Origin of the sequence: Paracoccus marinus (assembly GCF_007018965.1) — a bacterium.
GTDB lineage: Bacteria > Pseudomonadota > Alphaproteobacteria > Rhodobacterales > Rhodobacteraceae > Paracoccus > Paracoccus marinus.
In genome coordinates this window covers 343,307-355,179 of sequence record NZ_VJYZ01000004.1, presented here as the reverse complement: position 1 = coordinate 355,179, position 11,873 = coordinate 343,307, and the positions used below count along the sequence as shown (strand labels likewise).

12 protein-coding genes are annotated in these 11,873 nt (G+C 70.8%); 10 read left to right on the top strand and 2 right to left on the bottom strand.

The window, feature by feature from the left end; genetic code table 11:
* The first annotated feature begins 150 nt into the window (after window positions 1-150).
* The 3 genes from FNF32_RS02515 to FNF32_RS02505 are packed head-to-tail and all read left to right on the top strand — an operon-like array spanning window position 151 to window position 3,450.
* On the top strand, window positions 151-564 hold the full coding sequence (locus FNF32_RS02515) for a hypothetical protein (RefSeq protein ID WP_143796457.1): 414 nt from the start codon (window positions 151-153) through the stop codon (window positions 562-564).
* Window positions 565-566: 2 nt separating this feature from the next.
* A complete protein-coding gene (locus tag FNF32_RS02510) occupies window positions 567-1,193 on the top strand; it encodes a GNAT family N-acetyltransferase (protein ID WP_131674736.1) in 627 nt (208 codons plus the stop codon).
* A gap of 31 nt (window positions 1,194-1,224) precedes the next feature.
* Window positions 1,225-3,450, top strand: coding sequence for a calcium-binding protein (locus FNF32_RS02505; RefSeq protein WP_131674735.1), 2,226 nt, complete (start codon window positions 1,225-1,227; stop codon window positions 3,448-3,450).
* Window positions 3,451-3,486: 36 nt separating this feature from the next.
* Here FNF32_RS02505 and FNF32_RS02500 read toward each other — a convergent pair whose 3' ends face one another.
* Window positions 3,487-3,849, bottom strand: coding sequence for a winged helix-turn-helix transcriptional regulator (locus FNF32_RS02500; RefSeq protein WP_131674734.1), 363 nt, complete (start codon window positions 3,847-3,849; stop codon window positions 3,487-3,489).
* Between the two features lie 99 nt (window positions 3,850-3,948).
* On the opposite strand from FNF32_RS02500, the gene FNF32_RS02495 reads away from it, so the two are divergent.
* The 5 genes from FNF32_RS02495 to FNF32_RS02475 all read left to right on the top strand — a co-directional run bounded on the left by FNF32_RS02495 (window position 3,949) and on the right by FNF32_RS02475 (window position 8,878).
* Entirely contained in the window at window positions 3,949-4,674 is a 726-nt protein-coding gene (locus FNF32_RS02495; protein WP_131674733.1) for a glutathione S-transferase family protein, read from the top strand.
* A 114-nt stretch (window positions 4,675-4,788) separates the two neighbouring features.
* Window positions 4,789-5,973: a glycine C-acetyltransferase gene (locus tag FNF32_RS02490; RefSeq protein WP_131674732.1), complete on the top strand. Its 1,185-nt coding sequence runs from the start codon at window positions 4,789-4,791 to the stop codon at window positions 5,971-5,973.
* Between the two features lie 8 nt (window positions 5,974-5,981).
* A complete protein-coding gene (gene tdh / locus FNF32_RS02485) occupies window positions 5,982-7,007 on the top strand; it encodes an L-threonine 3-dehydrogenase (RefSeq protein ID WP_221930642.1) in 1,026 nt (341 codons plus the stop codon).
* A gap of 174 nt (window positions 7,008-7,181) precedes the next feature.
* Window positions 7,182-8,120 (top strand): ABC transporter ATP-binding protein, encoded by a 939-nt coding sequence (locus FNF32_RS02480; RefSeq protein WP_131674730.1) that lies wholly within the window; start codon window positions 7,182-7,184, stop codon window positions 8,118-8,120.
* Entirely contained in the window at window positions 8,117-8,878 is a 762-nt protein-coding gene (locus tag FNF32_RS02475) for an ABC transporter permease (RefSeq protein ID WP_131674729.1), read from the top strand. Before FNF32_RS02480 ends, FNF32_RS02475 begins: the two co-directional genes overlap by 4 nt.
* Window positions 8,879-8,882: 4 nt before the next feature.
* Here the strand turns inward: FNF32_RS02475 and FNF32_RS02470 are convergent, their stop codons facing one another.
* On the bottom strand, window positions 8,883-10,133 hold the full coding sequence (locus tag FNF32_RS02470) for a pyridoxal phosphate-dependent aminotransferase (protein ID WP_131674728.1): 1,251 nt from the start codon (window positions 10,131-10,133) through the stop codon (window positions 8,883-8,885).
* 128 nt (window positions 10,134-10,261) lie between these two features.
* Between FNF32_RS02470 and FNF32_RS02465 the strand changes: the two genes are divergently transcribed.
* Complete coding sequence (locus FNF32_RS02465; protein ID WP_185961828.1) at window positions 10,262-10,555, top strand: putative quinol monooxygenase; 294 nt, start codon at window positions 10,262-10,264, stop codon at window positions 10,553-10,555.
* A 137-nt stretch (window positions 10,556-10,692) separates the two neighbouring features.
* A complete protein-coding gene (locus tag FNF32_RS02460) occupies window positions 10,693-11,832 on the top strand; it encodes a glycosyltransferase (RefSeq protein WP_185961827.1) in 1,140 nt (379 codons plus the stop codon).
* The last annotated feature ends 41 nt before the right edge of the window (window positions 11,833-11,873 follow it).

Below are 11,873 nucleotides of genomic sequence, written 5' to 3'. Positions count from 1 at the left end.
TCGGACGATCGAACTACCACGATGTTTACCACGATCGCGCCCACGCGCGGGCGTCAAAACGCGGTCCGGGGGCAATTTCCACCGTCCGGCCGACGCATCGAGCGGCGGACAGGGCGGCGCGGCCCCGAACCATCAGGGGACCAGAGACGAATGAGAATACCAATCTTCTGCTTCGGCACGGCGGCGCTGGCCGCGCTTTCAGGCATGAGCCTCGGCATCTTCATGGGCATCCGGCAGGACTTCACGCTGGCGCCCGTCCACGCCCACATCAACCTGCTGGGCTGGGTGACGATGGCGCTTTACGGCCTGTACCATCGCGGCGCGCGGCGCGGCGACACGCGCCTTGGCTGGGCGCAGGTCGGCTGCGGCGCGGCCGGGTTCCCGCTGATGACCGGCGGGCTCGCCTATGAGTTCCTGACCGGCGACACCGCGTTCCTGTGGGTCATCTCGGCGGGCGCGCTGCTTTCGCTTGCGAGCATGGCGCTGTTCCTCGCGGTCGTCCTGCGCGATGCGGGCCGGGAAGGGGCGGGGGCGGCCGGTGGCCAGCCCTCGCCGGGGTGGTAGCCATGCGCGGCCGCCCGTCCGTCTTCGACTACCCGTCGTTCTTCGGCCCCGACCCATCGCGCGGCGCGCAGTCCGCACGGGTCGCGCGCCAGACAGCCGACGACACCCGTTTCGCCCCCATTTCCGCTCCCATTCCCGTGACCGGCGCCGACTGGACGCTGCGCCGCGCGCGGCCCGACGACGAGCCCGCGATCCGCGCGCTGGTGCGGGCCGAGGCGCTGAACCCGACCGACCTGCGCTATCCGGCCTTTGTCGTCGCCTGCACCGGCGAGCGGGTCGTGGGCGCGGCGCAGGTGCGCCTGCACCGCGACGGCTCGCGTGAGTTCGGGTCGCTGGTCGTGGCGCCCAGCCATCGCGGACGGGGCATCGGCACGGCGCTGATCGGCACCCTGCTGGCGCAGGAAAACCGCCGCCTGCACGTCATCACCGGGCGGGCCAACATCCCGATCTACGAACGCCACGGCTTCCGGTGCGTGCCGGGCCGCAGCGTGCCCTGGCAGGTGCGCCGCAACCTGCGGATGGGCCAGTTCGTGGGCCATCTGCGCCGCCTCGGGGGCCGCGTGCCCTTGGGCCTGTGCGTCCTTGAACGGGCCGAGATCGGCGGCCTGCGCGACCTTCCCGTCACCTGATTTCACACCAACCCAACCAGACGAGGATAACATGACCACTTTCATCGGCAGCAACGACGCGGACACGATCGCGCCCGGCCTCATCACGCCCGGCGTGGCGGTGCTGGGGCCCGACCCCAGCCCGGGCGCGGGCGACGACCTGATCCTGGCGCGCGGCGGCGACGACATCGTCGCGGGCGGGCGGGGCGACGACACCGCGGCGCTGGGGACCGGCCGCGACGTCTTCGGCTGGGCCCCCGGCGACGGCAGCGACACCGTGTTCGGGCAGGGCGGGTTCGACACGCTCGCCTTCGACGGCAACGGCGCGGACGAGACGTTCCAGCTGGCGCACGCGAACGGCACCACCCGGTTCGACCGCGACGTGGGCGCCATCGCCATGCGCATGACCGGGGTCGAGCGCATCGACCTGTTCGCGGGCGGCGGCGTCGACGTGGTTCGCGTGGGGCAGGGGCTGAAGGGCTCGGCGGTCGAGGAACTCAGGATCGACCTGTCGGGCGTCAAGGGCTCGCATGCGGGCGACGGCGCGGCCGACCGGGTCGAGCTGTCGGACGGCAGCGGCGACAGCTTCGTGTCGATCCTGGGCCAGAACGGCGGCGCCGCGATCCTGGGGCTGCCGGTTTTCGTCGGGATCGACGGGGGCGATGCGGGCGACACCATCGCGTTCCACGCGGGCGGCGGCGCGGACAACCTGGCGGCCAGCCGCGACCTGACCCTGCGCCTCGACGTGGATGCGGGCGCGGGCGACGACGTGATCGCAAGCGGCGGCGGCGACGACATGCTGCGCGGCGGGGCCGGGCGCGACTTCGTCAGCGGCGGGCGGGGCAACGACCGGGCATGGCTGGGCGCGGGCGACGACGTGTTCGCCTGGGACAACGGCGACGGCAGCGACGTCGTGGACGGCAATGGCGGCCGCGACGCGCTGGTCTTCAACGGCTTCGCCGCGGCAGAGACGTTCCGCCTGACGGCGGCGGCGGCGCAGGCGGTCCTGACCCGCGACCTGGGCAACATCCGCATGGACATGACCTCGATCGAGGCGGTGACGATCCGCGCCTTCGGGGGCGCGGACGCCATCTCGCTGGGCGACATGACCGGCAGCACCGTCCGCTCGGTCGAGGTGGCGATGTCGCTGCCCGGCCTTGCGGGCGACGGCGCCGCCGACGCGGTGACGGTCGAGGGCGGGACCGCCGGCGAACAGATCGACATCGCCAGCGGCGGCGGCTCGCTGGTGACGGTGGACGGGCTGCACGCATCGGTGGACGTGTTCGGGGCCGAGGCGATCGACACCCTGACCGTGCAGGGCGGCGGCGGCACCGACTTCATCCGCGCCCGCGACGTGGCGGCGGGGCAGGTGCATCTGGTGCTGGACGGGGGCGCGGGGCAGGACTTCGTATTTGGCAGCCAAGGGGCCGACGTGGTGCTGGGCGGCGCGGGCGACGACGTGATCGCCAGCGACGGCGGCGACGACAGCGTCAGCGGCGGGCTTGGCGACGACGGCGCGATCCTGGGCGACGGCGACGACCGCTTCACCTGGAACCCCGGCGACGGCAACGACGAGGTCGCGGGCGGGGCGGGCATCGACAGCTTCGACTTCGTCGGCGCGGCCGTCGACGAGGCGATCGAGATCGCCGCCGTGGGCACCGACGCGGTGATGACCGCGCAGGCGATCCTGCCCGGCGGCTCGACCGCGACGGCACGGCTGCTTACCGAGACCGTGGAGCGGCTGGAGCTCCACTTGGGCTACGGCACGGACGAGGTGACGGTGCGCGATCTCGCCCCGACGACCGTGGACGAGGTGGTGATCGACCTGTCGGGTCCCGACGGCGCGGCCGACCTGGTGACGGTCGCGGGGACGGCGGGCGACGATCACGTGGTGATCCGCATGGACGGCGACGCGATCGTGGTGGACGGGCTGGGGGCGACCGTGCGGATCGTGGGCTTCGATAGCCTCGACCAGGTCCAGTTCCGCGGGCTCGACGGCGACGACACGCTGGACGCCTCGGGTCTTGGCGGGATGCAGCTGTTCGTTCAGGGCGGGAACGGGCGCGACGTGATCTTCGGAAGCGGGGGCAACGACGTGCTGTCGGGCGACGGCGGCGACGACGTGATCGCGGCGGGTGCGGGCGACGACGTATGCTTCGGCGGCGCGGGCGCGGACGTGCTGGACGGCGGCGCGGGCACCGACATCCTGACCGGCGGCGCTGGCATCGACGTCATCCTGAACGGAGAGGTCGTGTTCGATCCGCTGCTGGCCGCCTGAGCCGCCGCCAGCGCGCGCAAAGTCAGGGCGCGCCGGTCACCGGGCCGGCGCGCCGTCCTGCGGCACCCCCGCCGCCGCCGCAGGACCCGGTTCGGCGACCCCTTCCCACCACGCGCCAAGCGCGTCGATCAGCGGCACCAAGCGCAGCCCCGCCGGGGTCAGCAGGTAATCCACCCGCAGCGGATAGCCGCCGAACTCGGTCCGCTGCACGATGCCCGCGCTTTCCAGCTTGCGCAGTTCCAGCGCCAGCATCTTGGGCGAGATCGTCGGATTGTCGCGCTGAAGATCGCTGAACCGCTTGGTCCCGTCTTTCAGGTAATACAGCAGCAGCGTCGGCCAGCGGCCGCTCAGCACCTGCATCGCTTCCTCGATCGGGCAGCGGGAAACGAGCGTCTTCATCGCGGGCCCCATGGTTACGAAAAGGTGCGTAATTTCCAATATTCGCCGGGTCCACTAGCGGTTCGTTCCGAACATCGTCCTGTATACCGGAGCAAGCGAATGGACCCGATCCTGATCTATGGTTTCCCCGCCGGCAGTTCCATGGGGCTTGTCGCGGCCCTTGAATGGCTGGGCAGACCCTACCGGCTTTGCCGGGTGGACATGCTGGGCGAGATGCGCGAGCCGCCTTATCTGCGGCTCAATCCACGGGTGGAAACGCCCGCCTTCGTCGACCCGGACGGCCGCGTCGTGACCGAAACGATGGCCATCGCAGCCTGGCTCGAGGCGCGCGACGACGGGCGGCGGATCAGCTTTGATCCGCTGTCGCCGCAGGCGGACCGGATGCACCGGCTGATGGCGTTCATCAACACCGGCTTCACAGCCGCATTCGCGCCGCTTTGGCAGGAACTGGAAATGGCGGGCGATCCCGCCCCCGAAACGCGCGCCGCGCTCAAGGCGCTGGGGCGCGAATGGGTGACAAAGCGGCACGACCAGCTCGAAGCCACGATCGGCGATACGACGTTCCTGGCCGGCGACCGCCCGACGCTTGCGGACGGGCTTCTGATCGGGGTGGCGCGCTGGCTGGATGTCCACAGCGTCGCCGACCGGACCCGCTGGCCGAAGCTCTCGGCGCTTCGGGCGCGGATCGAGGCGGAGCCGGCCGTCATCTTCGCCACCGCGATCGAGGCGGGCGGGGCGGCCCCCGACAGCGGAACCGGCGCCTTTCGCGGCCATGTCGCGCTGGCCGAGGTGATCGACCGCTTCGGGGCCGCGCCGGCCGCCTGATCCGCCCGAACCCGCCGCCGCCCCGCAAATCGACTTGCCGGGGCGGCCCAAGGGGCAGAAAGTCGGTGCGCGACGGGCGGACCGCCCGCGCTTGCGTGCGCAAAGGAACCGACGATGACCCTGACCGACAGGCTGGCCGACGAACTGGACCAGATCCGCGCCGACGGGCTTTGGAAGCCCGAGCGGGTCATCACCTCGATGCAGGCGGGGCGGATCGACGTCGCGCCGGGCGGGTCGGTCCTGAACTTCTGCGCCAACAACTACCTGGGGCTGGCGAACCACCCCGACCTGATCGCTGCGGGCAAGGCGGCGCTGGACCGCTACGGCTACGGCATGGCCTCGGTCCGGTTCATCTGCGGCACGCAGGAAGATCACAAGGCGCTGGAAGCGCGGATCGCGCGCTGGCTCGGGACCGAGGACGCGGTGCTGTATTCGTCCTGCTTCGACGCCAACACCGGCCTGTTCGAGACGATCCTGGGCGAGGAGGACGCGATCATCTCGGACGCACTGAACCACGCCTCGATCATCGACGGGGTGCGGCTGTGCAAGGCGAAACGGCTGCGCTACGCCAACAACGACATGGCGGAACTGGAAAGCTGCCTGAAGCAGGCGGCGGACGCGCGGACCCGGGTGATCGTGACGGACGGCGTGTTCTCGATGGACGGCATCATCGCCAACCTGCCCGCGATCTGCGACCTGGCCGAACGTCATGACGCGACCGTGGTGGTGGACGACAGCCATGCGGTCGGCCTGACCGGTCCGCAGGGGCGCGGCACGCCCGCGCTGCACGGCGTGGCGGACCGGGTGGCGGTGCTGACCGGGACGCTGGGCAAGGCGCTGGGCGGGGCGTCGGGCGGCTATGTCGCGGGGCCTTCGGCGGTGGTGGCGATGCTGCGGCAGCGGTCGCGGCCGTATCTGTTTTCCAACGCGCTGGCGCCGATGATCACGGCCGCCTCGCTGACCGCGATCGACCTTGCGGAAGCGGGCGACGACCTGCGCGCGCGGCTGGATGCGAACGCGGCCCGGTTCCGGGACGAGATGGGCGCGGCGGGCTTCACCCTTGGCGGCGCGGGGCATCCGATCATCCCGGTGATGATCGGCGACGCGCGGCTCGCGGGCGACTTCGCCGCGCGGATGCTCGAACGCGGCGTCTACGTCACCGGCTTTTCCTTTCCGGTCGTGCCGCGCGGTCAGGCCCGCATCCGCACCCAGATGTCGGCCGGTCACAGCGACGCCGACCTGACCGCCGCCATCGCGGCCTTCATCGACACGGGCCGCGAATTGGGGGTGATCCAATGACGAACATGATGCGCGCGCTGGTCAAGGCCCGCCCCGAGCCGGGGCTGTGGATGGAAGAGGTGCCGGTCCCCGAGCCCGGCCCCAACGAGGTGCTGATCCGCGTGAACAAGACCGCGATCTGCGGCACCGACGTGCATATCTGGAACTGGGACGAATGGGCGTCCAAGACGATCCCGGTGCCGATGGTCACGGGGCACGAGTTCTGCGGCACCGTCGCGGAAACCGGCAGCGCCGTCACCCGCTTCCAGCGCGGGCAGCGCGTGTCGGGCGAAGGCCACATCACCTGCGGCCACTGCCGCAACTGCCGCGCGGGGCGGGGACACCTGTGCCGCAACACGCTGGGGGTGGGGGTCCACCGGGCGGGCGCGTTCGCGGACTACCTGTGCCTGCCCGAAAGCAACGTGGTCCCGATCCCCGACGACATCCCCGACGAGATCGCGGCGATCTTCGACCCCTTCGGCAACGCCGTCCACACCGCGCTCAGCTTTGATTGCGTGGGCGAGGACGTGCTGGTCACGGGCGCCGGTCCCATCGGCATCATGGGCGCGATGGTCGCCAAGGCCGCAGGCGCGCGCAAGGTCGTCATCACCGACGTGAACCCGGTCCGCCTGGACCTCGCCCGCAGCATGGGGATCGCCGACGCGGTCAACGTGGCCGACACCGACCTTGGCACGGTCATGGAACGGGTCGGCATGCGCGAGGGGTTCGACATCGGCCTTGAGATGTCGGGCGCGGCCCCGGCGTTCCGGCAGATGATCGACAAGATGAACAACGGCGGCAAGATCGCGATCCTGGGCATCGCGCCCGCCGGGTTCGAGATCGACTGGAACCTCGTCATCTTCAAGATGCTGACACTGAAGGGGATCTACGGGCGCGAGATGTACGAGACCTGGTACAAGATGATCGCGCTGATCCAGTCGGGCCTGGACCTGCAACCGCTCATCACCCACCGCATCGGCGCCGGGGACTTCAAGGCGGGCTTCGCCGCCATGCGGTCGGGCGAGGCAGGCAAGGTGGTGATGGACTGGGCCTGATCGGAACCTGACCGGGGCCTGATCGCGCCCACGCCCGCGTTCATCGCGCGCCGGGCGGGAACCCGCCATGCATCGTGATCGGCGACGCCGCGTCTTGAACCCGGCGCGGTCCCGCACCTATGTCGTCCCCACGGGCGGGCTGTCCCAAGCGCCGCCCGCTCAAGGATATTTCCCATGACCGAGATCATCCGGATCGAGAACCTGTCGAAGCGCTACGGCAGCGGCACCAAGGCGCTCGACGACGTGTCGCTGTCGATCCGCGAGGGCGAGATCCTCGCCCTGCTCGGCCCGAACGGCGCGGGCAAGACGACCCTCATCTCAATCATCTGCGGGCTGGTGGTGCCCACGTCCGGCAGCGTCCGGGTGGGCGGCCATGATGTCCGCACCGACTGGCGCGCGGCGCGCAGGTTGATCGGCCTCGTCCCCCAGGAAATCGCGCTCGACCCGTTCGAGAAGGTGATCGATTCCGTCCGCTACACCCGCGCCCTTTACGGCGAGCCGCCGGACGACGCGCATATCGAATCCGTCCTGCGCAGCCTCGCGCTGTGGGACAAGCGCGGCGCGGCCACGCGCGAGCTGTCGGGCGGGATGAAGCGGCGTGTGCTGATCGCCAAGGCGCTGTCGCACCGCCCCAAGGTCCTGTTCCTGGACGAGCCGACCGCCGGCGTGGACGTCGTCCTGCGCCGCGAGATGTGGGAGGTCGTGCGCGACCTGCGCCGCCGCGGCGTCACCATCATCCTGACCACCCACTACCTCGAGGAAGCCGAGGACATGGCCGACCGGATCGGCGTCATCGACAAGGGCAAGCTGGCTCTGATCCAGCCCAAGGCCGAGATGATGGGAGAGTTCGGCCGCAAGACGCTGGTGATCGAACTGGACACGCCCCTGCGCGCGCTGCCGCCCGATCTGGCGCGGCCGGGCCTTGCGCTGGACGACGGCGGCGGCCGCCTGACCTTCGACTACGACACCCGGGCCGAGCGCACCGGGATCGCGCGCCTGCTGGGCGACCTTGCCGGGCAGGGGATCGGCGTGCGCGACATTTCCACCACCCAATCCAGCCTGGAAGAGATCTTCATGAACCTGGTGTCCGAAACCCCGCGGGTGCAGGCATGAACCGGCACGGCGCGGTCGCCATCTTCGGGCGCGAGATGGCGCGCTTCTTCCGCACCATCTGGCAATCCATCGCCTCGCCCGTCGTGTCCACGGCGCTTTACTTCGTCGTGTTCGGATCGGCCATCGGCGGGCGCATCCAGTCGGTCGAGGGGGTGCAGTACGGCGCCTTCATCGTGCCGGGGCTGATGATGCTGACGGTGCTGCAGCAGTCGGTCAGCAACGCGAGCTTCGGCATCTACTTTCCGAAGTTCAGCGGCACGATCTACGAATACCTCGTCTCGCCCGTGGGCTGGATCGAGGTCACGCTGGGTTTTGTGGGCGCCGCCGCCGCCAAGGCGATCCTGATCGCGCTTCTGATCCTTCTCACCAGCTTCTTCTTCGTGGGCGTCCACGTGCTGCATCCGTTCTGGATGCTGGCGTTCTTGTTCCTCACATCGCTCGCCTTCAGCCTGCTGGGGTTCATCATCGGCCTGTGGGCGAAGTCGTTCGAGCAGTTGCAGGTGGTGCCGCTGATGGTCATCACGCCGCTCGTGTTCCTGGGCGGCGCGTTCTATTCGGCCGACATGCTGCCCCCGTTCTGGGAAGGCGTGGCCAAGCTGAACCCGGTGCTTTACCTCATCTCGGGGTTCCGCTGGTCGTTCTTCGGTCTCGCCGACGTGCCCGTCACGGTATCGCTGCTGGCGGTTGCGGCGATGATCGTGGTCTGCATGGGCATCATCCGCTGGATCTTCGCCAGCGGCTGGCGGCTGCGGGAATAGCCGCTCAGCCCAGCTTGCCGCAGGCGGCCCGGATGCGGTCGCAGGCGGCCTGCAGGTTTTCGGTCGAGGTCGCGAACGAGATGCGGAAGAACGGCGAAAGGCCGAAGGCCGCGCCGGGCACGACGGCGACGCCCGCTTCCTCAATCAGGTAGGTGGCGAAGTCGGTGTCGGTCTGGATCACGCGTCCGTCGGGGCGGGTGCGGCCGATCACGCCCGCGCAGGACGGAAACAGGTAGAACGCCCCGTCGGGCGTCCGGCAGCCAAGGCCGGGGATGCTGTTCAATTCCCGCAGGCACAGGTCGCGGCGATCCTGGAACACCGCGTTGCGTTCGGCGAGAAAGTCGATCGGCCCGTCCAGCGCCGCCACCGCCGCCGCCTGGCTGACCGAGCTGGGGTTGGTCGTGCTTTGCCCCTGGATCGTGCCCATCGCCTTGATGAGCGTCGCCGGCCCGCCCGCATAGCCGATCCGCCAGCCGGTCATCGCATAGGCCTTGCTGACCCCGTTCACGGTCAGCGTCCGGTCCGCCAGCCCCGGCTCGACCGCCGCGATGGTCGCGAAGGGCACGTCGCCGTAGCGGATATGTTCGTACATGTCGTCGGTCATGACCATGACGTGGCGGTGATCCAGCAGCACCTCCGCCAGCGCCCGCAGGGCCTCGGCAGGGTAGGCCGCGCCCGTGGGGTTGGACGGAGAGTTCAGGATCAGCCACTTCGTCCGTGGCGTGATCGCGGCGCGCAGGTCGTCCGCGCCCAGCAGGAACCCCCGGTTCTCGCCGCAGGGCACGATCACCGGCGTGCCGCCCGCCAGCCGCACCATGTCGGGGTAGCTGACCCAGTAGGGCGCGGGCACGATCACCTCATCGCCGTCGCCCACCGTCGCCATCAGCGCGTTGTAAAGGACCTGCTTGCCCCCGGTCCCGACCGTGATCTGGTCGATGCCGTAGGCAAGCCCGTTTTCCCGCGCGAACTTGGCCGCGATGGCGCGCTTCAGATCCGGCGTGCCGTCCACGTCGGTATAGCGGGTCTTCCCTTCGTCGATCGCGGCCTTGGCGGCGTCGCGCACATGTTCGGGCGTGTCGAAGTCGGGCTCGCCCACCGACAGGCCGATGATGTCGCGCCCGGCGCGGCGCAGCTCGTTCGCGATCCGGGTCATGGCGACGGTGGCCGAAGGCTTGACCGCGCCCATCCGCGCGGCAAGCGGCACGTCGAAGCCGGGGCGGCCCGCGTCGTCGGAGTTGTTTACGGGCGGGGTCATGGGCGCGGCCTTGTGCGGAGTGGGTCCGGGGCCATTCAACAGCCTCGCCCGCCCGAATAGAACCGGATTCTGCGGCCGGTTGCGATCCGCCTGCCTTTCCCGCACCATCGCGGGGAAGGAGAACCGTATTGCCCCAAGTTCACGTATTCGCCCGTATCCAGCCCCGGCCCGAGGATCGGCCCGAGGTGCTGGCGGCGTTGCAGACGCTGGTGCCGCCCACCCGCGCCGAGGCCGGGTGCAGGCGGTTCGAGCTGAACACCGGGATCGACGGCGACGGCGCGCTGTACCTGGTCGAGATATGGGACAGCGCTGCCGACCTGACGGCGCATCATGCCTTGCCCCATACGATTGCCGCCGCGAAGGTGATCGAGGGCAAGCTTCTGGCGGAAACCGAGGTCGTCAGGATGAGCGCCTCGAGCTGAGGCGGCGCGGCCTGGCGCTCGGGCAGTCCAGCGCCCGCTAGATAAGTACCTGCCAGTACACCCTCGCGTGATAAGCAAATGTCAACGCGGGCGCTTTGCGGATGCGCGCCGGGCGGGGCTGTGACAGCTTTCGCCCGATGATCCTCGACACGTGGCTGGAACGGCAGGGCGAATACCGCGATCTTTCGGCGGCCGCGCCCGCACGTCCGTGCGTGGCCATCGCCGCCCGGAACGAGGCCGCGCTGGTGGGCGCCTGCCTGACCGCCGTTGCCGCGTCCTTCGCGGGCAGCGGGCACGCGCCGATGGCGGCGCTGTTCGTGAACAACTCGACCGACGACACCGCCGCCGTGGCCCGCGATGCGGCGGCGCGCGTAGGCCTGCGTCTGATCCTGCTGGAAGGCGACCTGCCGCCCGGACATGCCCATGCGGGCGGCGCGCGGCGGGTGGCGGCGGCGCTGGCGCGGCGCGCGGCGGGGCCGGGGCATGGGCAGGCCGGCGCGGTCCTGCTGACCGACGCCGACAGCCTGCCCGCGCCGGGCTGGGTCGCGCAGATGCTGGCGGGGCTGGCGCGCGCCGACGTGGTCTGCGGCCGCGTGGCGCTGCCCCCCGATGCCTTTGCCGGCCAAGGTCCCCGCGCCGCCGCCTTTGCCGCGACCGAGGGCGCCTATGCCGACGCCTCGCGCCGGATCCACGCGGCGCTCGACCCCGATCCCGACAACCCGCAGCCCAACCACGGCTGCCGGTCGGGTTGCAACATGGGCCTGACCGCCGCCGCCCTTGACCGCATCGGCGGCATCCCGGCGCTGCCGGTGGCCGAGGATCGGGCCACGGTCGCGGCGGCGCTTGCGGCCGACCTGACGGTGCGGATGCTGGACGGGCCGGTGGTCCTGACCTCGGCCCGCCGCGCCGGGCGCGCGCCGGGCGGCATGGCCGACGCGCTGGCCGCGCGCGAGACCGCCGCCGACCCCTGGATCGACGAGGATTACCACGCGCCCGCCGCGACCCTTCTGCGCGCGCAGCTGCGCGGCCGGTTGCGAAGCGAGGGGCCGGGGCCGTGGCTCGTGGGCTTGGGGCTGGACGCGGCGGGCGTGGAAACCATCGCCGCCTGTCCGGGGTTCGGCAGCCGGTGGGCGGCGCTGCAGGCGCAGCTTCCCGCGCTCGCGCCGGTGCGGCTGCGCCAGTCCGACGCCCGCCGCCACCTGCCGCAACTCCTCGCCCTCGCGGACCGGGTCGAGCGCGGCGACCACGCGGCCCTGCCGGAACCGGAGACGATCTGAATGACCCCTGCCGCCGTCCGCGCGACCCCTGATCAACCGAC